This is a genomic window from Glutamicibacter protophormiae (genome assembly GCF_014647495.1).
In the GTDB taxonomy this organism is placed as follows: domain Bacteria; phylum Actinomycetota; class Actinomycetes; order Actinomycetales; family Micrococcaceae; genus Glutamicibacter; species Glutamicibacter protophormiae.
In genome coordinates, this window is sequence record NZ_BMPH01000015.1 from 1 (window position 1) to 22,565 (window position 22,565).

The 22,565-nt window shown below is 65.5% G+C and carries 22 protein-coding genes and 2 tRNA genes; 7 read left to right on the forward strand and 17 right to left on the reverse strand.

Translation table 11 applies throughout. From position 1 onward, the window contains the following. The 5 genes from IEY43_RS18250 to IEY43_RS15355 all read right to left on the reverse strand — a co-directional run. A partial coding sequence (locus IEY43_RS18250; RefSeq protein WP_229777440.1) for a hypothetical protein occupies window positions 1-221 on the reverse strand: 221 nt, incomplete at its 3' end. Window positions 222-290: 69 nt separating this feature from the next. Then, complete coding sequence (gene rlmB / locus IEY43_RS15340; protein ID WP_188949469.1) at window positions 291-1,238, reverse strand: 23S rRNA (guanosine(2251)-2'-O)-methyltransferase RlmB; 948 nt, start codon at window positions 1,236-1,238, stop codon at window positions 291-293. A gap of 27 nt (window positions 1,239-1,265) precedes the next feature. Continuing rightward, on the reverse strand, window positions 1,266-2,717 hold the full coding sequence (cysS, locus tag IEY43_RS15345; RefSeq protein ID WP_188949470.1) for a cysteine--tRNA ligase: 1,452 nt from the start codon (window positions 2,715-2,717) through the stop codon (window positions 1,266-1,268). Between the two features lie 91 nt (window positions 2,718-2,808). Further along, the gene (gene ispD / locus IEY43_RS15350; protein ID WP_188949472.1) at window positions 2,809-4,044 is read right to left on the reverse strand and encodes a 2-C-methyl-D-erythritol 4-phosphate cytidylyltransferase; all 1,236 of its coding nucleotides are present in this window, start codon (window positions 4,042-4,044) and stop codon (window positions 2,809-2,811) included. 105 nt (window positions 4,045-4,149) lie between these two features. Then, window positions 4,150-4,635, reverse strand: coding sequence for a CarD family transcriptional regulator (locus tag IEY43_RS15355; protein ID WP_047117922.1), 486 nt, complete (start codon window positions 4,633-4,635; stop codon window positions 4,150-4,152). Window positions 4,636-4,990: 355 nt separating this feature from the next. On the opposite strand from IEY43_RS15355, the gene IEY43_RS15360 reads away from it, so the two are divergent. Next, entirely contained in the window at window positions 4,991-5,527 is a 537-nt protein-coding gene (locus IEY43_RS15360; protein ID WP_188949474.1) for a hypothetical protein, read from the forward strand. Between the two features lie 110 nt (window positions 5,528-5,637). Here IEY43_RS15360 and IEY43_RS15365 read toward each other — a convergent pair whose 3' ends face one another. Together IEY43_RS15365 and IEY43_RS15370 are read right to left on the reverse strand one after the other, a co-directional pair. Then, the gene (locus IEY43_RS15365) at window positions 5,638-6,318 is read right to left on the reverse strand and encodes a winged helix-turn-helix domain-containing protein (protein WP_188949476.1); all 681 of its coding nucleotides are present in this window, start codon (window positions 6,316-6,318) and stop codon (window positions 5,638-5,640) included. Then, on the reverse strand, window positions 6,315-7,529 hold the full coding sequence (locus IEY43_RS15370; protein WP_188949477.1) for a sensor histidine kinase: 1,215 nt from the start codon (window positions 7,527-7,529) through the stop codon (window positions 6,315-6,317). The genes IEY43_RS15365 and IEY43_RS15370 overlap by 4 nt, the downstream gene beginning before the upstream one ends. 211 nt (window positions 7,530-7,740) lie before the next feature. Here IEY43_RS15370 and phoU point away from each other — a divergent pair, with 211 nt between their 5' ends. Further along, window positions 7,741-8,394 carry a phosphate signaling complex protein PhoU gene (phoU, locus tag IEY43_RS15375; RefSeq protein WP_188949479.1) on the forward strand — a complete coding sequence of 218 codons (654 nt, stop codon included), beginning with the start codon at window positions 7,741-7,743 and terminating at the stop codon, window positions 8,392-8,394. Between the two features lie 196 nt (window positions 8,395-8,590). On the opposite strand, the gene IEY43_RS15380 is transcribed toward phoU, so the two are convergent. From IEY43_RS15380 to IEY43_RS15395, 4 genes are all read right to left on the reverse strand, one after another. Continuing rightward, window positions 8,591-8,893, reverse strand: a complete 303-nt coding sequence (locus IEY43_RS15380; RefSeq protein WP_038993831.1) for a DUF4193 domain-containing protein — start codon at window positions 8,891-8,893, stop codon at window positions 8,591-8,593. A gap of 201 nt (window positions 8,894-9,094) precedes the next feature. Next, window positions 9,095-9,838 carry a phosphoglyceromutase gene (locus IEY43_RS15385; RefSeq protein ID WP_188949481.1) on the reverse strand — a complete coding sequence of 248 codons (744 nt, stop codon included), beginning with the start codon at window positions 9,836-9,838 and terminating at the stop codon, window positions 9,095-9,097. Between the two features lie 127 nt (window positions 9,839-9,965). Then, complete coding sequence (locus IEY43_RS15390) at window positions 9,966-10,283, reverse strand: DUF2516 family protein (RefSeq protein ID WP_229777441.1); 318 nt, start codon at window positions 10,281-10,283, stop codon at window positions 9,966-9,968. Between the two features lie 66 nt (window positions 10,284-10,349). Further along, on the reverse strand, window positions 10,350-11,507 hold the full coding sequence (locus IEY43_RS15395; protein WP_188949482.1) for a trans-sulfuration enzyme family protein: 1,158 nt from the start codon (window positions 11,505-11,507) through the stop codon (window positions 10,350-10,352). Between the two features lie 130 nt (window positions 11,508-11,637). On the opposite strand from IEY43_RS15395, the gene tmk reads away from it, so the two are divergent. From tmk to IEY43_RS15415, 4 genes are all read left to right on the forward strand, one after another. Further along, a complete protein-coding gene (tmk, locus tag IEY43_RS15400) occupies window positions 11,638-12,291 on the forward strand; it encodes a dTMP kinase (protein WP_188949484.1) in 654 nt (217 codons plus the stop codon). Beyond that, on the forward strand, window positions 12,288-13,442 hold the full coding sequence (locus tag IEY43_RS15405) for a DNA polymerase III subunit delta' (protein ID WP_188949486.1): 1,155 nt from the start codon (window positions 12,288-12,290) through the stop codon (window positions 13,440-13,442). Before tmk ends, IEY43_RS15405 begins: the two co-directional genes overlap by 4 nt. Before the next feature lie 51 nt (window positions 13,443-13,493). Then, complete coding sequence (locus IEY43_RS15410) at window positions 13,494-15,014, forward strand: alpha/beta hydrolase (RefSeq protein WP_229777442.1); 1,521 nt, start codon at window positions 13,494-13,496, stop codon at window positions 15,012-15,014. Window positions 15,015-15,096: 82 nt separating this feature from the next. Continuing rightward, window positions 15,097-15,171, forward strand: a tRNA-Thr gene (locus IEY43_RS15415). Window positions 15,172-15,233: 62 nt separating this feature from the next. On the opposite strand, the gene IEY43_RS15420 is transcribed toward IEY43_RS15415, so the two are convergent. The 5 genes from IEY43_RS15420 to IEY43_RS15440 all read right to left on the reverse strand — a co-directional run bounded on the left by IEY43_RS15420 (window position 15,234) and on the right by IEY43_RS15440 (window position 20,261). Beyond that, on the reverse strand, window positions 15,234-16,076 hold the full coding sequence (locus tag IEY43_RS15420; protein ID WP_188949487.1) for an aldo/keto reductase: 843 nt from the start codon (window positions 16,074-16,076) through the stop codon (window positions 15,234-15,236). Between the two features lie 64 nt (window positions 16,077-16,140). Further along, window positions 16,141-16,590 carry a hypothetical protein gene (locus tag IEY43_RS15425; RefSeq protein ID WP_188949489.1) on the reverse strand — a complete coding sequence of 150 codons (450 nt, stop codon included), beginning with the start codon at window positions 16,588-16,590 and terminating at the stop codon, window positions 16,141-16,143. A 152-nt stretch (window positions 16,591-16,742) separates the two neighbouring features. Beyond that, window positions 16,743-16,934 (reverse strand): YbdD/YjiX family protein, encoded by a 192-nt coding sequence (locus IEY43_RS15430; RefSeq protein ID WP_053797362.1) that lies wholly within the window; start codon window positions 16,932-16,934, stop codon window positions 16,743-16,745. Window positions 16,935-16,936: 2 nt separating this feature from the next. Continuing rightward, on the reverse strand, window positions 16,937-19,171 hold the full coding sequence (locus tag IEY43_RS15435) for a carbon starvation CstA family protein (RefSeq protein ID WP_229777443.1): 2,235 nt from the start codon (window positions 19,169-19,171) through the stop codon (window positions 16,937-16,939). 112 nt (window positions 19,172-19,283) lie between these two features. Beyond that, window positions 19,284-20,261 carry an NAD(P)H-quinone oxidoreductase gene (locus IEY43_RS15440; RefSeq protein WP_188949571.1) on the reverse strand — a complete coding sequence of 326 codons (978 nt, stop codon included), beginning with the start codon at window positions 20,259-20,261 and terminating at the stop codon, window positions 19,284-19,286. Window positions 20,262-20,323: 62 nt separating this feature from the next. Here IEY43_RS15440 and IEY43_RS15445 point away from each other — a divergent pair. Continuing rightward, window positions 20,324-20,411 (forward strand) — tRNA-Ser (locus tag IEY43_RS15445). Window positions 20,412-20,485: 74 nt separating this feature from the next. Here the strand turns inward: IEY43_RS15445 and IEY43_RS15450 are convergent. Next, complete coding sequence (locus tag IEY43_RS15450) at window positions 20,486-22,525, reverse strand: FAD/NAD(P)-binding protein (protein WP_188949493.1); 2,040 nt, start codon at window positions 22,523-22,525, stop codon at window positions 20,486-20,488. Between the last annotated feature and the right edge of the window lie 40 nt (window positions 22,526-22,565).

Below are 22,565 nucleotides of genomic sequence, written 5' to 3' on the forward strand. Positions count from 1 at the left end.
CGTGTTTCACGCTTGTTCGCTTCGCGTCCACATCCCTGCCGTTTCCGGCTGGTCCGTGTCAGCGGCGCGAGATAAAACTCTACACGCCTTCCGCCCCCACGCAAAATCGGCCCGTTTCCCAAACGGAAGTCACCTTTTCCGCAGGATTCCGGGGATTCTCCATCGCAAACAGCCCGGAACTCGCAAATATCACCGAAAATCGGGTTTATGAAGCGGCTCACTTAATGCAATTAGGCTGCAATCTGCGCACTTCCGTACGCGGATTACAGCCTAATTGGTCGGTGAAGCAGCTACTTCGCTTCTTCGGCTCGCAGTCGCGAAACCTCGTACAGCGAAATGCCCACTGCCATCGAAGCGTTCAGAGATTCCATTGCAGAGTTGATCGGGATCGAGACGATCGCGTCGCAGTGTTCGCGAACCAGTCGGGACAAGCCCTTGCCCTCGGAACCAACGACAATGCACAACGGACCAGTTGCCAGTTCGAAGTTCGGCAGCATCATGTCACCGCCGGCGTCCAGGCCGATGACGAAGATGCCCGCGGCCTTGATCTCCTTCAGGGCGTTGGTCAGGTTCGTGCACTTGGCTACCGGAACGCGGACAGCTGCGCCCGCGCTGGTCTTCCAAGCCGAAGCTGTCATGCCGACGCTGCGGCGTTCAGGGATGATCACTCCGTCGGCGCCGAAAGCGGAAGCCGAGCGAACGATCGCACCCAGGTTGCGGGGATCGGTGATGCCGTCAAGGGCCAGCAGCAACGGCTGCGCGGTGCGGTAGCCCTTGTCGTAGTCCTTAACCACCTTGGTCGCCAGCTGGACTGCATCCTTGTACTCGTACGAAGGGATCTGCAGGGCCAGGCCCTGGTGGATCGCGCCGTCGGTCATGCGGTCGAGCTCGGTCTTGGAAGCTTCCATCAGCGGAATGCCCTGCTCTGCGGCCAGCTTCAGGGAGTCGCGGACGCGGTCGTCCACATCGATGCGGATGGCAACGTGCAGCGCCTTGGCCGGGATCCCGGCACGCAGCGCTTCGACCACGGAGTTGCGTCCGGTGACGTACTCGGCGTTGACGCGGATGCGGTCGGTGCGCTTGTTATCGGTCCGCTTGGCAGCCGAACGCTCGGCCAGCTGCTTGCTGCGGTAGGCCTTGTGGTACGGGCGGTCTTCCGCCTTGGGGGTCGGGCCCTTGCCCTTGAGGGAACTACGTCCCTTGCCCCCACTACCCTTGGTTGGGCCCTTCTTGCTCATCTGATTGTCCTTTGATTTGAAGTCGTTTTAGTTCTCGAGGGTCCAGCGGGCGCCGTCCGCGGAATCCACCACGGTGATTCCGGCGGAGGCCAGCGCATCGCGGATGGCATCCGAGCGGGCCCAGTCCTTGGCGGCGCGGGCTTCGGCGCGTTCGGTGAGCTGCGCCTGGATCAACGTGTCAAGCGCCTGCAGCTCCGCAGAGGCTGCAGCCCCGGCGTCTTCTCGGGCGTCGTCCAGACCCAGCACCCGGGTCATCGCCAGCACCTGGCCCAGCGCCTCGGCCACCGCGCCATCCTCATGGGCATCCAGCGCGGCGTTGCCGCGGCGGACTGTTTCATGCAGCGAGGCCAGCGCCATCGGCACGTTCAGGTCGTCGTCCATTGCCGCGCCGAAGGCATCCGGAACGCTCGTGGCGGTGCTCGCACCTGCCGCGTCCCCCAGCCGGTAGCAGGCGTTGGAGATGAAGGTGTCGATGCGCTCCACCGCGGCGCCGGCCTCCGTCAAGGAGTCCGGACGATAGTCCAGCATGGAACGGTACTGCGCCTGCCCCAGGAAGTAGCGCACCACGCGGGCGTCGGCCAGCTCCAGCATTTCCTGCGGGGAGATGGTGTTGCCGACGGACTTGGACATCTTCTCACCCTCGTAGGTGACCATGCCGTTGTGCATCCAATAGTTGGCGAACCCGTGGCCGGCCGCCGCGGACTGCGCCAGCTCGTTCTCGTGGTGCGGGAAGCGCAGGTCCAGTCCGCCGCCGTGGATATCGAAGTGGGTGCCGAGGTACTTGGTGGCCATGGCCGAGCATTCCAGATGCCAGCCCGGTCGGCCGCGCCCCCAGGGGCTTGGCCAGGACGCGGTCAGCGGATCGGTGTCCTTGTGCCCCTTCCACAAGGCGAAGTCCCGGGGGTCGCGCTTGCCGCGTGGATCCGCGTCGGTGGCCGCCTGCATGTCCTCGATGTTCTGCCGGGTCAGCGCGCCGTACTGCGCGTAGGAGCGCACGTCGAAGTAGACGTCGCCGGAGCCGTCGGTCGCCGGGTAGGCATGGCCGCGCTCGATCAGCAGCTCGATCAGCTCGTGCATCTCGGTGATGTGTCCGGTGGCGCGGGGTTCGTAGGTCGGGCGGCGCACGCCCAGGGTCTCGTAGGCGCGGGCGAATTCCTGCTCGAAGCGGTAGGCCAGCGCGAACCATTGTTCGCGCGGCGTGTAGTACTCGTCGGCCTGGAAATCCTCGGCGAAGGAGGCCGCCGACTTTTCCAGGATCTTGTCTTCAATATCCGTCACGTTGCGCACCGTGGTGACCGCGAACCCGCGGTATTCAAGCCAGCGCACCAGCACGTCGAAGACGATGGCGCTGCGCACATGCCCCACGTGCGGCATGCCCTGCACGGTGGCACCGCAATAGTACAGCTTCACTTCACCGGGGGTCAGCGGCTGGAAGTCCCGTACGGACGCGGATTTGGTGTCATAGAATCGCAGGCTCACGGTTTAAGGTTATCCGAAGAACCTGCCGCTTGCGTGCCGGGAGGGAAGCTCGCCGCGCGAGGCGCGGCTCCGCCCGGTTCCGGGACGGAGCCTACGGGCGTTCGTAGACCAGCGCGGTGGCGTAGGCGGTGATGCCTTCTCCCGCGCCCTCGTATCCCAGCCCGTCGCTGGTGGTGGCGGTAATGCTCACCGGTGCGCCGGCCGCCGCGGAGAGCACGCGGTTGGCTTCTTCGCGACGTGCGCCGAAGCGCGGGCGCCGCCCGACGAACTGCACCGCGATGTTACCGATCTCAAATCCGGCCTCGCGGACCAAGCGAGCGGCTTCGGCGAGCAGGCTGACCCCGCTGGCCCCGGCGAACTCGGGGCGGTCGACCCCGAAGTGGGTCCCCAGGTCCCCGATGCCGCTGGCGGAGAACAGCGCGTCGCAGGCAGCATGGGCCACGGCGTCGCCGTCGGAGTGCCCGGACAGGCCGACATTCTCCGGGAAATACAGCCCAGCCAGCCACATTTCGCGCTTCGGGTCGGTGCTCACGGCATGGATGTCGATTCCGGTGCCGACGCGTGGCAGCAGCATGTCCTGTGGCTCATTTCGGTGGGGTGCTTCGGTGGTCGCCGCGGCCAGCTGTTCGGCGGCCGCCAGATCGTCGGGGTGGGTGACCTTCAGCGCCCTGGCGTCCCCGGCCACCACATGGACCGCGCCGCCGGCGGCGCGGACGATCGAGGCGTCGTCGGTGACCGCTGCGAGCTGCTCCGCGCTCAATGACCCGAGCCCCGCATGGGCTTCGCGCAGCGCAGCGGCGCTGAATCCCTGGGGGGTCTGCACCGCGCGCAGGGTTGAGCGGTCCGGGGTCTGGACGACCAGTTCGCCGCCGGCAGGATCCTGGGCGACCACCGAAATCGTGTCGGAGACGGCCAGCGCCGGGATCGCTGCCGCGCAGCCCGGCATGTCCAGCTGATCCAGCACCCGCTGGAACAGCGAGGCGGGGGCGAAGGCGCGGGCGGCGTCGTGGACGAGGATGAGCTCGGCGTCGGCACATACATGGGCCAAGCCGTTGCGCACGGATTCGGCGCGGCTCGCGCCACCGGGGGTGGTGCGCACCGATTCGGGGCGGCCGCGCAGCGCGTCGGCAAGGCGTTCGTCGGCAGGCGGGGTCACCACAACGACTTCCCGGATCCCGGGCACTTGAAGGATGCGGTCCACCGCATGTTCGGCCAGGGACTTGCCGGCGATTTCGACCAGGGCCTTGGGGATGCCCGCACCCAGCCGGGTCCCCATTCCCGCAGCCACCAGGATCACCGATGCTTTGCGCTGTTTCACTTGGTTCACAGAGCACAGCTTATCGCGCCGGGTTTCGGACCCCGGCGGTTCAGGCTTAAATGCAAAACCGCGGGTGCGCTTAATGCGCCCCGCGGTGTTGTCAGGAGATTCTTCCTAGGCGGAAGCCAGAACCTCGTCCAGCAGCCCCTCGGCCTTGGTCTCGTCGAGATCCTTGGCCAGCGCCATTTCGCTGATCAGGACCTGACGCGCCTTGGCCAGCATGCGCTTCTCGCCAGCCGACAGGCCGCGGTCGTTCTCACGGCGCCACAGGTCGCGAACGACCTCTGCCACCTTGATGACGTCACCGGAAGCAAGCTTCTCAACGTTCGCCTTGTAACGGCGCGACCAGTTGGTCGGCTCTTCGGTGAATTCAGCACGAAGGACGTCGAACACATGGTTCAAGCCCTCCGGATCTACCACGTCTCGCACGCCTACTAGATCAATCTTGTCGGCGGGAACTTCGATAGTCAGGTCTCCCTGAGCTACGCGAAGCTTGAGATACATTTTCTCTTCGCCCTTGATCTTGCGCAGCTTGATCTCCTCGATCGTTGCAGCGCCGTGGTGCGGGTAGACAACAGTCTCGCCAACCTCAAAAACCATGTGGATAAACCCCTTTCCCACCTCCCAGTCTACCATGTCTGGTGCTGACGCCGTTTTCACTGTGCCCCAAATAACCGCGAAATCACGCGGAATTCCCTCTTCCAATCGCCGTAGGAACGTGGTATGAAAATAGTATGCACGTTGCCCACCTGCCCCTTTCCCAAAAGAGCAACTTGTCTACAAGCTCTCGAAAAGCGTGTGTTGCACGTCGCTAAATCGCGTCTTTGACCAAAAAACGGCTAGGCTTAGAGGTAATCGTGGTCTATAAGGCTGTCTGCACTGCTCCTTAGGTGCCGACCGTTTCACGCGGCCGCGAACCAAAGCATCTCATTATTCTCACCGAGGAGTTAGTGTCGTGATCACCGCACGCATGACCGTTGGACGCCGCATTGCCGCGTCCCTCGCTGTGGCTGCCCTGGCATTCGGTGTCACCAGCTGTGGCGCCATCAACCAGCAGGCCACCGATATCGACTACGCAGCCAGCGATGGAATCAACGTCAACGTTGCCGACGCCGAGGTTCGCAACCTGATGTTCGTGACCAACACCGAGGCCACCGACGCTCGCCTCATCGGCACCGTCGTCAACGACGGCAAGTCCGACCTGAACCTTGAGATCAAGGCCGGGAACGCCTCCTCCGTCACCGTAAAGGTTGCCGCCGAGGGCGAGACCAAGCTGGAAGATGACAAGAACAAGACCGTCATCAGCGACCTGGGCATCATGGCCGGCAAGCACGCCGACACCAAATTCACCGTCTCCGGCACGACCGTTGACTTCTCGGTTCCAGTCGTAGACGGCACCCTGGCCGAATACCGCGACTTCGTTCCGGGCGGTTACAAGGCAGCCACCACCGAGCACCTGGTTCCAAGCCCGAAGACCGAATCCGGACACTAGGCTTCAGAACACGCAAACCCCGGCGTCGCCCACTGTACAGTGGGCGCCGCCGGGGTTTTCTGTCTGCCGCCGGCGGCTGCGCGAAGCAGCCGCCGGCTCAACGGCCGTTGCTAGGCCACGAACTTGTAACCCAGCCCGCGTACGGTGACCAGCAGCTCGGGCGCCGCCGGGTCTCCCTCGATCTTCGAGCGCAGTCGCTTGACGTGCACGTCAAGGGTCTTGGTGTCGCCCACGTAATCGCTGCCCCAGACCCGGTCGATCAGCTGGCCGCGGGTCAGCACGCGTCCGGCATTACGCAGCAGCATCTCCAGCAGCTCGAACTCCTTCAGCGGCATGGCCACCTCGGAGTTGTTGACCGACACGATGTGCCGCTCCACGTCCATGCGCACCGGGCCGGCAGTCACGACGTTGCTGACCAGCTCCTCGCTCTCGCCCTGGCGGCGCAGCACCGCACGGATGCGAGCCAGCAGCTCGCGCGAGGAGTACGGCTTGGTGACGTAATCGTCGGCGCCCAGCTCCAAGCCGACCACCTTGTCGATCTCCGAGTCCTTGGCAGTGAGCATGATGACCGGGACCTGGCTGTTCAGGCGGATCTGGCGGATCACCTCGGTGCCCGGCTGGCCCGGGAGCATCAAGTCCAGGAGGACGAGATCCGCGCCATGGCGTTCGAACTCGCTGACCGCGACAATCCCGTCGTCGGCAACCCTGACCTCGAAACCCTCCCGCTCCAGCAGATAGGACAGCGGGTCCGAAAGCGACTCCTCGTCCTCGACAATCAAGATGCGGGTCATCGGCGTCCTCCTTCGCGGTCTTCCGCAGCAGCGGCAACCGCTTGTTTCTTCTTCATATCTGTGGCCGGCTCAAGCGCTGCAGCCGGTTCTTCATCCATCATGGGAAGTCTGAGTGTGAACGTGGATCCCTGCCCCGGCTGGGACCAGAGCGACACCTCGCCGCCGTGGTTGGCCAGCACGTGCTTGACGATGCTCAGTCCCAGCCCGGTACCGCCGGTCTGGCGCGATCGGGCGCCGTCCACGCGGTAGAAGCGCTCGAACACGCGCTCCTGGTCCTCCGCGGATATGCCCGGGCCTTGGTCCGTCACGGAAATCTGTGCGTAGCCGTCGCGCTGGCGGATGCCCACGCCCACGGTGGTGTTCGGCGGGGAGTAGCGGATCGCATTGTCGATCAGGTTGCGCAGCGCTGTCATCAGCAGGTCGGGGTCGCCGTGGAGGTCCTCCGTCAGGTCGCCGCCCACCGACACGGTAATCCCCTTTTCCTCCGCGAGCAGCTTGTTGCGGTCCACCGCCTCGGCGATGACCGGGGCGAGCTGGAACTCGCGTCCGTGGGTGATCGCGTCGCTGGATTGCAGCCGGGAAAGCTCGATGATGTCCTGCACCAGTGCGGCCAGGCGGCGCGATTCCTTGCCCATCCGGGTGGAGAAGCGCAGCACCGCCTGCGGATCGTCGGCCGCTTCGCTGATGGCCTCGGCCAGCAGCGAGATCGCCCCGACCGGGGTCTTCAATTCGTGGGAGACGTTGGCGACGAAGTCGTTGCGCATCGCTTCGGTGCGGGTGATCTCGGTGCGGTCGTCGGCCAGCAGCAGGATGTACTCGTCCCCCAGCGGGGCCACACGCACATGCACGATCAGCTGCCCGGCACCCAGGGTCGCACGCTGCAGTTCATACTGGCTTTCGGCGATGACCCCATCGGCGCGCACCTGGCGCACCAGCGCCAGCAGCTCGTCGTGCACCAGGGTGTGCCCGCGGACCAAGCCGTAGGCGTAGGAGGCGGGGTTGGCGCGGACCACCCCGTCGACGTCGTCGAGGATGACGAAGGCGCGCCCGATCACGGAGAGCACCGCGGCGGCGCCTTCCGGCAGGACTGGCTCGTCGACCTCGGGCAGCCGGGCGGTGCGGCTCTGCGAGAACCGGAAGGCCAGGATGCCCACGACACCCAGCGCCAAACCGAGCACCGCGGCAATCAAGATCGAAATTACTTCGTTCACATCCTTAGACTATCTTTCATCCACGGGAGTTTTGTCCGCAGATGACGCGAAAACGGCCGATTCTGCGTGCTGTTCACCAAACGTTCACCTTTCCGGGAATAATCGTTAATCACCCGCTGGCATTCTGGACTCAGACCCTCCGCCATGCCCGAAAACAGAACCATGTTGACGCGGGCATGAGCACCTTCCGAACCTTGAAAGGGATTACTACGTGCGCAAGGTATTTCAGGCAGATCTGCAGCAGATCGGTGAAGAGCTGATCGAGATGGCGAACCAGGTAGCGGTCGCCATGGACCGGGCGTGGGATTCGCTGGCCAACGCCGATGTGGAACTGGCCCAGGAAGTGATCGCCGCGGACGCGAAGATCGACTTCCTGCAGAACCAGCTGGACGAGCGCGCCATCGACACGCTCGCGCTCCAGGGGCCGGTGGCCTCGGACCTGCGTATGATTGTCGGCTCGCTGCGCATGAGCGCCTCGCTGGAACGCATGGGAGACCTGGCCCGCCATTTGGCCCAGCTGACCCGACTGCGATTCCCGAGCCGTGCGCTGCCATCGGAGATCACCGGAACCTTCTCCGAGATGGCCAAGCTCGACATCCAGATCGCCCAAGCCGTCGCCAAGCTGCTGGACACCCGCGACCTGCAGATTGCCCGTGACATCATCGAGCTGAACCACCGCTTGGATGCCCTCCACGCCAGCGTCTTCACCCAGGTGGCTGACGAGTCCTGGAGCGCGAACGCGCCGACCACCGTCGACGTGTCGCTGACCAGCCGCTATCTGGAACGCTTCGGCGACCACGGCGTCTCCGTGGCCCGCAAGGTCACCTACCTGGTGACCGGCGAATGGGATCCATCCGAGCTCTAAGTACGGCAAGCCAGCACTGACGCCGCGGGCGCCGGGGAGAAATCCCCGGCGCCCGCGGCGTCATGGTTTAACCGGCTGCAAGGACCTGACACAGCCTTGGAAACCCGGTTTAAACGACTGCAGAGGCCACCACAACGGTTGGCCTTCACGGTCGATGTGTTCTGCACAGTCGCAGAGCACGGTGTCTAAGGAAGGTTTAGCCTTCGCACTCGACGCAGAATCCTACATTGCCTTCTTCACGTACCAGCTGTGAACGGTGGCGGATCAGGAAGCACGAACCACAGATGAATTCGTCGTCCTTCTGCGGAATGACCGTAACGGTCAGTTCCTCGTTGGACAGGTCTGCACCTGGCAGGTCCATGCCGTCGGTGTGATCGGTCTCGTCGAGCTCCCGCACCACGGACTTGGCGTCTGGTGCGTTAGCGGACTTAACCGCGTCCAAAGAAGCCTTGCGCGCCTCGGCAACGTCCGGGCGGACTTCGTCGTAATCAGTTGCCACGAATTGCATTCCTAACGTGAGCCATTGAGCCTATTCGAAATAGGAGATTACAGCATAGTAATACCAAAAAGACAATCCTTGCTCATGGTTTCGCTCACAGCCGGAGACTTCACGGCTACCTGCCGTTAAGCGGAAACGGCGGCACCGCCGGCCGATCTCATCCGAGATGGCGTGGACGGTGCCGCCGAAAAGTCCGGTTGGCTAGCGGCCCTGGTTGGCGACGGCCTTGATGGCGTCGGCTGCGGCTTCCGGATCCAGGTAGGTTCCACCCGCGGTGATCGGCTGGAAATTGTCGTCCAGCTCATAGACCAGCGGGATCCCGGTCGGGATGTTCAGGCCGGCGATGGCTTCGTCGCTGATGCCGTCCAGGTGCTTGACCAGGGCGCGCAGCGAGTTGCCGTGCGCGGTCACCATGACGGTCTTGCCAGCGGACAGGTCTGCCTTGATGTTGTTCTCCCAGTAAGGCAGCAGTCGGTCGAGTACGTCCTTGAGGCATTCGGTGCGCGGCGCGTCATCGCCCAGGGCTGCGTAGCGCTCGTCGCCGATCTGGCTGAACTCCGAGTCGTCGGCCAGCGCTGGAGGCGGGGTGTCGTAGCTGCGGCGCCACTGCATGAACTGGTCCTCGCCGAATTCGGCGAGGGTCTGGGCCTTGTCCTTGCCCTGCAGCGCACCGTAGTGGCGCTCGTTCAGGCGCCAGTCGCGGTTGACCGGGATCCACGAACGGCCGGCGGCTTCCAGCGCCAGGTTCGCGGTGACGATGGCGCGGGTCAGCAGCGAAGTGTGCAGAACCTCAGGCTTGTAGCCTGCCTCGGTCAGCAGCTGGCCGCCGCGGGCGGCCTCTGCGCGACCCTTTTCGGTCAGCGATACGTCGTACCAACCGGTGAAAAGGTTCTTTTCGTTCCATTCGCTCTGTCCGTGGCGAAGCAAGATCAAAGTGTGACTCATGCTTTCCATCTTATCCAATCCCGGGGCAACTCCTGCTGAACGTTACCCGCGAACGCAAAACCCGGGCCGCGACATGTATTACATGCTGCGACCCGGGTTGAGTGGAAAACTTCGCCGGCGAACCAGGCTAGTAGTTGTACCAGCCGCCGCCCTTGCCGCTCACCGCGGGCTTGACATCGGCCAGGTAGACGCAGGCGACGCAGGCGCCGATCAGCTGGAGGAATCCGCCGCTGCCCGAGCTGAGCACCGACAACGCAGCAACCACGGCGCTGCCGACGGTCAACGCGGTCCAGAAGCCCTTGGTGCGCTTGCCCTCCTGGGCGAAGCGGTCTGCCGGGTGGCGCAGGCAATCGACCACTGCCCAGACCGCCAGTACCAGGATCGCGATCCCCAGGGCGCGCAGCATGTAGGCCTCGATCAGGACCGCAAGATTCATGAATTGCATGTTTTCACCTTACCTGCGACGTGCGCTTCACGCCCAGCATGCCACGCGGCCGATTGCCGACCTCGGCTAGATCCCTTCCAGCGCCCGGGACAGGTCGTTCCACAGGTCTTCCACGTCCTCGATGCCCACCGAAAGGCGGATCAGGTTCGGCGGCACCGTGGCCGGTTCCGAGGCGTGGCGGGCGCGGCGTTCGGCCAGTGTTTCAACCCCGCCCAGCGAGGTGGCGGCGGTGATCAAGCTGAAGCCCGCGACCACCGCATCCGCATCCCCTGCCGTGGCACCGGCTTCAAAGGCGATGACCGAACCGTAGCCGTCCATCAGCTCGCTGGCCCGCGCATGGCCGGGATCCTGCTCCAGGCCCGGATAACGCACCACGCTGACCTTCGGGTGCGCCGCCAGGCGTTCGGCGAGGATTTGGCTGTTGGCCTGCGACCGCTCCAGACGGACCGCCATGGTGCGCACCCCGCGCAACGCCAGGAAGACATCCATCGGCGAGGCGATCGCGCCATGCAGGGTGCGGTAGCCGTGCAGACGGGTGCGCAGCGCTTCGTCGCGGGTGACCAGCGCGCCCATGATGACGTCCGAATGCCCCGAAAGGTATTTGGTCACCGAATGCACCACCAGATCCGCGCCCAATTCCAGCGGCCGTTGCAGCAGCGGGGTGGCGAAGGTGTTGTCCACGATGCCCAGCGCGCCCTGCGCCGCGGCGGCGGCCAGCAGCGCCGGCAGGTCGGCGACCTCCAGCATCGGGTTCGTGGGAGATTCCAGCCACAGCACATCCGCGCCCTGCAGGGCCGCGAGCACCTGGTCGGTGTCGGCGACATCCACCGGGCGCAGGGTGAAGCGCCCGGCCGCTTCCAGTTCCCTGGCCAGGCCGAGGGTGCCGTTGTAGGAGTGGGCCGGCAGCACCATGGTCCCGCCCTCGGGAACCAGGCTCAGCGCCGCGGCGATCGCAGCCATGCCCGAGGAGAACACCAGCGCCGGCAGCGTGGAACGCTCCAGGCCGCCGAGCACCTGCTCGAAGGGATCCCAGGTGGGGTTCGAGAAGCGTGCATAGACCTTTTCCCCCGCGGCGGCGATGCCCTGCGAATGGTAGGTGGAGGTGAAGGTCACCGGGTGGTTGACCGGGGCATCGAACCCGTGGGCCGGGCGTCCCCCGGCAACGATCAGGGTCTTGGGATCCCAGGAGGCGGCAGGGGCGGCGGATTCTGCGGGGTTGGTCATATTCTCCAGATTACGCCTGCGGTTTCCGTGTTCCCGGATGCGTTTCATTTCATGTCCTCGGGCACGAGAATCTATGGGCAAGGCGAACGGCGCAAAGGGAGATCTCAGCGAGGTTCGTTAGGCTAGTGGGGTGAGTATCGATTCGTCTGCCCCTGCCCGCGGTCTGTTCATCGTTTTCGAAGGCGGCGACGGCGCCGGCAAGTCCACCCAGGTCCAGCGCACCAGCCAGTGGCTCAAGGAGCGCAACGCCACCGTGCTGACCACCCGCGAACCCGGCGGCACCCAGATCAGCGAGAAGCTGCGCACCTTGGTGCTGGAGCACGGCCACGGCGAGATCGACGCGCGCACCGAGGCCCTGATGTACGCGGCGGCCCGCGCGGCCCATGTCCAGCAGGTCATCGTCCCGGCGCTGGAAGCCGGCACCCACGTGGTCTGCGACCGTTTTGTCGATTCCTCCCTGGCCTACCAGGGCGTGGGACGCGGACTGGGCGTGGACGCGGTGGCTTCCATCAACAGCTTCGCCACCGGAGGCCTGCAGCCGGATGCCACCATCCTGCTGGACATCTCCGCAGCCGACGGCCGTTCCCGGCGCATTGCCGGCACCGGCGGCGTCGAGGAATCGGACCGGCTGGAATCCGAGCCGGACGACTTCCACGAGCGCATCCGCTCCGCCTTCGCCGACCTGGCCGCCCAGGCGCCCGAACGCTACCTGGTGATCGATGCCAACCAGGGCATCGAGCAGCTGCAGGAGCAGATCACCGCGCATCTGGAGGGCCTGCTGTGATCCGCCCGGTCTTCGCGGACCTGGCCGGACAGCAGCGCGTCATCACCACGCTGACCGAGCAGGTCGACCAGGGGGAACCCACCCATGCCTGGCTGTTCACCGGTCCCCCGGGTTCCGGACGCACCACCGCCGCGCGCGCCTTTGCCGCGGCGCTGCAGTGCACCGCGTCCCCCGCCGGCTGCGGCACCTGCCCCACCTGCGTCAGCGTCGTTTCGGGCAAGCACCCGGATGTCGCCTTCATCTCAACCGAGAAGTTCGAGTACCAGGTCCGCGACATCCGGGAGATCATCACCCAGGCCCAGGACAAGGCTTCCCAGGCCCGGTGGCGCATCATCATCATCGAAGACGCCGACCGCATGTCGGAGCGCAGCGGCAACGTGATGCTCAAGGCCATCGAGGAACCGCCGGCGAACATGATCTGGATCCTGTGCGCGCCGTCCCCGGCCGACGTGCTGGTCACCATCCGCTCGCGCTGCCGCGCGGTGAACCTGTCCATCCCCTCCACCGAGGACGTCGCCCAGCTGCTGGTCCGCCGCGACGGGCTGGATGCGGAACTTGCGCGCTTCGCCGCCCGCGCCTCGCAGTCGCACATCGGCGTGGCCCGCCTGCTGGCCCGCGACGAGCAGGCCCGCATCCAGCGTGAGAAGGTCGTCACCCTGCCCCTGCGCGTGACCACCCTGCCGCAGGCCATGGAGGCCGCCGCGGAGATCTCGAAGCTCTCCGCCGAACGCGCCGAGCACATCACCGGCGCCGACCTGCAGCACAAGGTCTCCGAGCTGCGCAAGGCCAACGGGCTGGGCGAGGAGGAGAACATCCCCGCCGGGCTGCGCGGGCAGTTCCGCGAGCTGGAGGAGAACGCCAAGCGCTTCGCCCGCCGCGCCAGCTTCGACGCCATCGACCGCACCCTAACCGATCTGACCACCTTCTTCCGCGACGTGCTCAGCCTGCAGCTGGATACCCGGGTCGAGCTGGTCAACGAGCACCTGCGCGAAAAGCTCAATGCCTTCGCCGCGCACCAGAGCCGCGAGAAGACCCTGTCGCAGATCGACGCGATCGACGAAGCCCGCCGGCGCATCGCCGCCAACGTCAACCAGCTCATGGCGCTCGAGGCCCTCATGACCCGGCTGCTGCAGAACCCCGGCCGCCGCTAGCCTCCCCACCCGCTGCCCGGACGGCGCTTCCACCCCAAGGAGACCACCATCTTGCCCGCACGACGCACCATGTACCGCCTGACAGCCTTGGCCGCCGCGCTCGCCCTGGCATTGACCGCCTGCGCGCCGACTTCCGGCGAGGACGGCGCAGGCGCCGCCGCCGACGCCGCGAAGACCGAGGTCCCGGCGCTTCAGAAGTACTACACCCAGCAGATCGATTGGGAGAAGTGCGGCAGCACCATCGAATGCGCGGACATCAAGGTCCCGCTGGATTACTCCGCTCCGGAAGAAGACAGCATCACCCTGGCGCTGAACCGCCGCGCCGTCGACGGCGCGCAGGGCAACCTGCTGGTCAACCCCGGCGGCCCGGGCGGTTCGGGGCTGGACATGGTTACCGACTCGGTGCAGCTGATGCTCAGCAACGACCTGCAGCGCGCCTACAACATCATCGGCTTCGATCCCCGCGGAGTAGGGCAGAGCACCCCGGTGACCTGCCAAACCGATGAGGAAATCGACGAGGGCCGCCAGGAGAACCTCAAGGTCTGGGACCCGGCGGACCGCGATGAGGTCGAGGCCGGCACCGAGGACTACGCCAAGGACTGCGCACAGAACACCGGCGACCTGCTGGGCCACGTGGACACCGTCTCCGCGGCCAAGGACATGGACATCATCCGCGCCGTGCTCGGCGACACCCAGCTTGACTACCTGGGCTACTCCTACGGCACCTTCCTCGGCTCCACCTACGCCGACCTCTTCCCGCAGAAGGTCGGCCGGTTCGTGCTGGACGGCGCCATGGACCCGCTGGCCACCGCGCAGCAGCTGACCCTGGCCCAGGCCGAAGGCTTCGAGGGCGAGATCGACGCCTGGCTGCAGAACTGCCTGGAAGGCGAGAACTGCCCGTTCACCGGAAACCTCGACGAGGCCAAGACCCAGCTGCAGGACTTCTTCGCGCGCCTCGAAGAGCAGCCGCTGCAGTCCTCGGACGGGCGCGCCGTGCCCATCATCGACTTCATCAACGGCTTCATCATCCCGCTGTACAACGACATGAACTGGCCGTACCTGACCCAGGGCATGGCCGCGGCCGTGCAGGGCGACGTGGATCAGATCCTGTACTTCTCCGACCTGTCCGCCGACCGCCAGGAGGACGGCAGCTACGGGTCCAACTCATCCGACGCGTTCACCGCGATCAACTGCCTGGACCGCCCGATGGACGCCAGCGAACAGGCCATGGACGCGGAGGCCAAGGCGCTTGAGGAGGCCTCCCCGACGATCGGTAAGTACCTCGCCTACGGCGACATCACCTGCGACAAGTGGAGCTACAAGGCCACCGGCCAGCCCGAGTCGCTGGACGCCCCGGGGTCCAACGAAATCCTGGTGGTCGGCACCACCGGCGACCCGGCCACCCCCTACGCCTGGTCGCAGTCGCTGGCCGAGCAGCTGGAGAACGCCACCCTGCTGACCTACGAGGGCCATGGCCACACCGCCTACGGACGCTCCAACCAGTGCATCACCGATGCTGTCGACGGCTACCTGATCGACGGCAAGGTCCCCGAAGCGGATACCGTCTGCTAATTATTGGCCCGAATTCGCCTGTCGTTTTGACGTTGCGAGTTCTACTTGGATAAAGTTACACAGTGCCTGCTTGCAGGTGCAGGCCTCCTTAGCTCAGGGGTAGAGCAGCTCCCTCGTAAAGAGCAGGTCGCCGGTTCAAATCCGGCAGGGGGCTCCATGTGAAGAAAAGGTCCTTGGTTTCAGTTGAAACCAAGGACCTTTTCGCATCCGCATCAGGGTCTAGGCGAAGTCTGCGGTGGCCGGGTCGGCGGCGATGCGGCCTTCGGCCCCGCGGTCCAGGCTGTTGATCTCGGCCAGATCCTCGTCATCCAGGGTGAGCTCCAGCGAGGCGAAGTTCTCGATGATGCGCGACTCGGTCACGGACTTCGGGATCACCACGTTGCCCAGGGCCAGGTGCCAGGCGATGACCACCTGCGCCACGGAAGCACTGTGCTTCTCGGCGATCTTCACCAGCACCGGGTCGGTCAGGAGGTCGCCGCCCTGGCCCAGCGGGGACCAGGACTCGTGCAGGATGCCGTGCTGCGCCTCGTAGGCGCGCAGTTCTGACTGCGGGAAGTACGGGTGGGTCTCCACCTGGTTGATCACCGGGCGCACGCCGGTCTCGGCGTAGAGCTCTTCCAGTGCCTCGACGGTGAAGTTGCAGACGCCGATGGACTTGGCCTTGCCATCCTTCTGCAGCTGGATCAAGGCCTTCCAGGTGTCCACGTAGGTGCCGCGCTTGGGCTGCAGCCAATGGATCAGGTACAGGTCGACATAGTCCAGGCCGAGGCGCTGCAAGGAGGCATCGGCGGCGGCCAGGGTGTTCTCGTAGCCCTGGTCGGCGTTCCATACCTTGGTGGTGATGAACAGCTCTTCGCGCGGAATGCCGGCCGAGGCAATGGCGCGGCCGACGCCTTCTTCGTTGCCGTAGATCTTGGCGGTGTCGATGTGGCGGTAGCCCGCATCGATGGCCTTGCCGACCACGATCTCGGCTTCAGCGTCCGGCACCTGCCACACGCCGTAGCCAAGCTGGTCGATGGTGTTTCCGTCGTGGAATGTCAGTTCTGGAACAGTTTGGGTCATGCACCCAATCTAGTGCATCCCAAGCCGCGCCCGCAGGTGCTTTCAGGAAATTCGTAAGGCGGCGTTACTTGAGTGATGCCAGCAGCTGCGCAGCCTGGTTGACGTCATCTTTCACGATCTGCGCGCGGTGCTCGACCGACAGGATGTTGATTGGCGAACCGGCTTCGGCCTGCATGCGCATCATGGCGATCACCTGCGCGGTGGTCGCCAGGTCGTTGGCCGACTTGGTCAGCGAGCGGTGCACGCCGGCGGTGGACTGCGGAATGGCTTCGTCGTCGCTGGGGGTGATCCGCTGGGCGTCGGTGCACAGCTGGCGCACCACGGGCAGCAGTTCGGCCATCTCGTTGGCCGGCGCCACCAGCTGGTTGTAGATCTCGACGTCGTTGATGCCTTCGAGCACCTGGAAAATCCGGTCCAGGGAGCGGGTGAAGCGATCGTGGGCGCGGCGCCAGACGCCCTCGCCCAATTCGCGGTTTGCCGCACGCTGTGCGCGCAAACGTGAGAAGAATGCCATCGCTCTACTTTGCAGGTCGTCGTTTCAAGTCAGTACCAAGCCTACCGGGCAGTACCGCCGCGTGGAGTATCGAAGTGGACTTCATCGGCCCGCAACGGAAGAACGGGCAACCACAGGGTGGTTGCCCGTTCTCCGCGGGTATCCGCGCCGCGTCAGCAGCAGCGTCCCTGCGGGTTCTTGTCCTGCCAGTCGGAGTAGTCCTTCCAGAACGCCCGCTCGGTCATCGGGGTCTGCCCCGGATGGGTCCGCGCGTGGTGCTCCAGGTAGTGCTGGTACTTGTCGGCTCCCAGCACCCCGTCGACGAACCGCTTCGCCTGGCCCAGGCGTTCACGCAGGCCGGCCATCGCTAGTGACCGCCCCGGTGGATCCGGTGCTCCGGGGCAACCTGCTTCCAGGCCGCCGCCAGCTCCTTCTCGGCAGGGCTGGAAATCAGCCCCGACGGGGCGTACATCCTGGATTCGACCACCGGATCCTCGTTGTCCTCGCCTCCGCCGTTGATCTTGGCCTTCACCGTGGCGACAATCGCCGAGGTGATGACCACGGCGGTCAGGATCAGGAAGATCACCGACAGCCAGCCCTGGACGCCGGTATTGCGGACCACCGCTTCCATGGCTTCGACGGTCTTGGCCGAGCCCAGCGAGGTCTCCCCGGCGGCCAGCGCGTCCTTGTACGCGAAGTGGTTGGCGAAGTAGCCGACCTTCACGTCCGGGGAGAAGATCTTCTGCCAGCTGGCGACGAACGTGACCACCACGGCGAAGGCCAGCGGCAGCACCACCACCCACAGGTACTTGAACTGGTTGCGCTTGGCCATGATGGCCATGACCACCGCCAGCGCGATGGCGGCCAGCAGCTGGTTGGAGATGCCGAACAGCGGGAAGAACGTGTTGATGCCGCCCAGCGGGTCGGTCACGCCGAGGATCAGGATGTATCCCCAGCCGGCCACCATGATGGCGGTACACACCCAGACGCCCGGGCGCCACGAGTTGTCCTTGAACTTCGGGATGAAGTTGCCGATGGTGTCCTGCAGCATGAAGCGGGCCACGCGGGTACCGGCGTCAACGGCGGTCAGGATGAACAGCGCCTCGAACATGATCGCGAAGTGGTACCAGAAGCCCATCATCGCGGTGCCGCCGAACCATTGGTGCATGATGTGGGCGATGCCCACGGCCAGCGTCGGCGCACCGCCGGTGCGCGAGACCACGCTGTTCTCGCCGACGTTGTTCGCCAGCTCGGTCAGCGTGCCCGGCTCCAGGCTCACCCCGGCCAGGCCCAGCGAGTTCACGAAGGCCACCGCGGTTTCCACGGTGCCGCCGGTGGCCGCCGAGGAGGCGTTCATCGCGAAGTACACGCCGCGGTCGATGGAGATCGCCGCGACCAGCGCCATGATGGCCACCATTGATTCCATCAGCATGCCGCCGTAGCCCAGGAAGCGGGTCTGCTTTTCCTTCTCGACCAGCTTCGGGGTGGTGCCCGAGGAGATCAGGGCGTGGAAGCCGGAGAGCGCGCCGCAGGCGATCGTCACGAACAGGAACGGGAACAGATGCCCGGCCACCACCGGTCCGTCGTTGCGCGAGGCGAACTCGGACACGGCCGGGACGCTGATCTGCGGCTGGACCACCAGGATCGCCACGGCCAGCAGCAGGATCACGCCGATCTTCATGAAGGTCGACAGGTAGTCGCGCGGGGCCAGCAGCAGCCAGACCGGCAGCACCGCGGCGATGAAGCCGTAGATGATGATGGCCCAGGCGATGGTGGTGCGATCCAGATGGAAGAGCTCGGCGCCCCAGGGCGACTCGGCGATCCAGCGTCCGGAGATGATGGCGAACATCAGCAGTGCGAAGCCGATGATCGACACTTCCAAGACCTTGCCCGGTCGGATGAAGCGCAGGTAGACGCCCATGAACAGCGCAATCGGGATGGTCAGGCCGACCGAGTAGACGCCCCACGCGGATTCGCCCAGGGCGTTGACCACCACGAGCGCCAGGATGGCGGTGATGATGATCATGATGGCCAGGGTGGCGATCAATGCGGCGGTGCCGCCGATCAGGCCGAGTTCCTCGCGGGCCATCTGGCCCAGCGAACGGCCTCCGCGGCGCATGGAGAAGAACATGACCAGGTAGTCCTGGACCGCTCCGGCCAGCACCACGCCGACGATGATCCAGATGGTGCCCGGCAGGTAGCCCATCTGGGCCGCCAGGATCGGGCCGACCAGCGGTCCGGCGCCGGCGATGGCGGCGAAGTGGTGTCCGAAGAGCACGCGCCGGTCGGTGGGCACGTAGTCGCGCCCGTTGTTGATGCTTTCGGCCGGGGTCGCGCGGAAGTCGTTGGGCTTGGCGATCTTGCGCTCGATGAACTTCGAGTAGAAGCGGTAGGCGATCAGGTAGGTCGCCACCGCGGCGAAGACGAACCAGATGGCGTTAATGGTCTCGCCGCGGGAGAACGCCAGCATGGACCAGGCGATGCCGCCGATCAGGGCAATGGCAACCCATACCGCGATGCGCAGCGGGGTCCACTTTTTCTCTTCCTGTTCGGCGATCTCCGGGTCCACACCGGCCGGCGGCAGGGTGTTCTGGGTACTCACTCGGAGCAACCTCCTCGTATGGGGACAAGTGATGCACGTGACCCGCGACCATGCCCCAGGTCACGATATTGGGGATACGCCTGTCACTCTACGCCCATCCGATGGGGATAAATCAAACTTTTATGACAATTTTTCCGGTATGCGCTCCGGAGTCGAAATACTCATGGGCCCTAGCCAGTTCGGAGAAATCGTAGGTTTTGGAGACGTTCAGCTCGAGCTTGCCTGCCGACAGCAGTGGCAGCACGCGCCGTACGGTTTCCCGGATGATTTCGGATTTCTCAGGTAGCGGCCGCGCCCGCAGCGTGGTGCCGATGATCCTGGCGCGCTTGGCCAGCAGCAGTCCCAGATTCAGCTCCGCCTTGGCACCCTGCTGGAGGCCGATCACCACCAGCCGGCCCCCGACGGCGAGCGCCTTGAGGTTCAGCTGCAGGTATTTGGCGCCCACGACGTCCAGGATCAGGTCCACCCCGCGGCCGGAGGTCAGCTCCTTGACGCGTTCCAGGATGTCCTCGTCCTTGTAGTTGATTCCCGCGTCCGCGCCCAGCCGCGCGCAGTATTCCAGCTTCTCGGCCGAGGAGGCGGTGACGTAGACGGTGGCACCGGCGGCTTTGGCCAGCTGGATCGCCATGGAGCCGATGCCTCCGGCACCGCCGTGGACCAGCAGGCTCTGCCCCTGGCGCAGCCCGCCTTCCAGGAACAGGTTGGAGACTACGGTGGCGGCCACTTCGGGAAGCGCTGCCGCGTCGGTGAAGGAAAGGTCTTCCGGCATGCGGATCAGCAGCTCTTGGGCGACGTTGACGTACTGGGCGTAGCCGCCGCCGGCCAGCAGCGCGGCGACCCTGTCCCCGAGGTTCCATCCGGTGACCCCCTCGCCCAGTGCGGCAATGGTTCCGGAAACCTCCAGACCGGGAATGTCGCTGGCACCGGGCGGCGGCGGGTAGACTCCCCGGCGTTGCTGGACATCGGCCCGGTTGAGCCCGAACGCCGCGGTCTTGATCAGCACCTCTCCGGGGCCCGCGGCAGGCGCTTCGCGCTGCTGGACTTCGATCACTTCCGGGCCTCCGGCTTCGCGGTAAATATAGGCCTTCATAACGTCCTTCATCGTTGCCAATTCCTGTCCCTAGCTATTCATGCCGTATAATTTTTCGGGTTGGATGGTTGTCCGAGCGGCCGAAGGAGCTGGTCTTGAAAACCAGTAGGCGGCAACCCCGTCTCATGGGTTCAAATCCCATACCATCCGCGTGAGTAGAAACCTCCGGTTCTCGGTTTCCCGAGTTCCGGAGGTTTTTTCATGCCCGCCGGTTCCCCCAACCGCTACGGCTGCATCTCGTGTGCGGGTGCCCCATGCTCCAGTTGCAGCTCATTGTAGGGAAGCCCCACGAGCCGTGCGACCTCGTTGACCACATACTGCGCGTCCTGCAGGGTTCTGGCTGCAGGACTCTCGGTCTTCCCGGCCTGGGCGGCAATGGCCGTGCCCCATTGCACCGACGACAGTTGCAGGCCCAACACGAAGATCCCCCGGTGCGCCATCCCCTCGCTGTTGACCAGCCGGTAGGGCTGTCCCACCACGTCGAAGCCGCTGCCCGGCAGCACCTCGCCCTCGGCGTTGTTCCAGGTGTGCACCCGGGCCACATGCTCGGCCAACAGCTGGGTGATCAGCGGGGTGTCGTTCTGCAGGACCCGGTTTGCCGGCATCATCGCCTCGCACAGCGTCCGCGCCGTGTGCACCTCGGAGTCCACCCACGGCGACGAGGCGGTGAACTGGCCATTGACCTCGTCGAAACCGAACTCGGGTTCCGGCCCGACGAAGGTCACCAGTCCGGCGCGCGAGAGCGCCAGCAGCTGCTCGATGCGCTGCAGCGGCGGGCCGGAGGACAGGCCTTCGACCAGCGGCTCGAAGTGAGCCTGCACCTCCTCGATGCGGGACTGCTCGTCAAGGATTCCCATGGCCACCAGGTCCTTGATCACCATGCGGCCCAGGTTCATGGTCATGATGGCGCGGGAGAGCGGATCTTCCAGCCCGCCGGCGCTGCGCCGGGCGTTGTCCTGCATGTAGTCGCGCACCGCTTGCTGGAATTGCTCGCTGGATTCGAAGCCCACCTCGTCGAAGGGCCGGGCCAGTGCTGGCACATCCAGCCATTCGATCTCCGGGAAGCCTGCAATGAATTCGCGCAGCTTGCCCAGCCAGACCTGGCTGCCCTCGTGGTGCTCTGCGTCCAGGATCGCTTCGAGCGAGCGGATGAAGTCGACGGCCGGGACATCCCAGCGGCCGTCGCAGTTCACGGCGCACTGCCGGTAATAGGCCAGCAGGATGTCGCGGTGCAGGCTCGGCCAGATGTGGCGGGAGAAGACCAGCGCCGCCTCCGGGTTTCCGGCGCGCGACTCGGCCAGCTTGCCGATCAGCTCCCCCGCGTCGAAGTAGTGCAGGCTGATCTCTTCCGGGATGAATTGGTCCACCACAGGCTTGCCCCAGTACGGCGTCCCGCGGCGCGAAGCGACAACCAGCTGGGGTTCGCGCCCGGAGGCCACGTACTCGAACCGGAGGCCCGGCTCGTCGCTGACCTCACGGAAGATGCCTCCGCGGCCGGCGGTCAGCTCCGCCATGCCGTCGAAGAAGTTCAGCCCCAGCCCCCTGACCAATGCGGGCTGGCCGGCGGCGAACTGCGAGTAGTCCAGGTCTGCGGGGACGTTCGGCGGCAGGTAGGTGGCGCCGGACTGGGCCGCCGAGCGCTGCAGCTGCTTCTGCCACGGGTTCAGTTCCGCGCTCTGGTGCCCCAGCGCCAGCACCACGCCGTCGGCTTCCAAGCTTTCCGCCGCTCCCTGTCCCAACGGGCCGCGACGGAATTCCACGCGGTAGCCGTTCGCTTCGGGGCGCACGGCAACGACCTCGGCCTGAACATGGGAAATCTCGAAACCCGGGTGGGCGGCAAGCACCGCTGCGCTGCTGTCGTACACGTGCTCCAGGTATTCACCGTAGAGCGCCCGGGCGGGATAGGTGCCATCCTGGATTTCGTGCAGCTGCGCAGCATGGGCTTCGCTCATCCGTTTTCCGTCTCCCTGGGCGGCGACGAACTGGCGGAAGCTCAGCCCGGGCTCGCTACCACGCCGTTCCGGGGCGACCGTGGGGAAAGAAGCCGGGGTGTTCATCAGGAAGTGATCCGACTGCTTGGGGTCCCAGACGTGGCCCGAGCCCGGGCGGCAGGAATCGAAGACTGTCACCCGCACCCGCACCGCCGCGTCGGGAAGCCGCAGGGCCAGCGCCGCCAGGCGCTCGACAACACTGGTGCCGCGCGGCCCGGCTCCGACGATGGCCAGGCTGAACTCGGGTCGGGGGTTCTGCGTCAAGGTGCTCACACTCCTAGGGTATTACCCTCCGGCGGCCGCCCCGCACCGC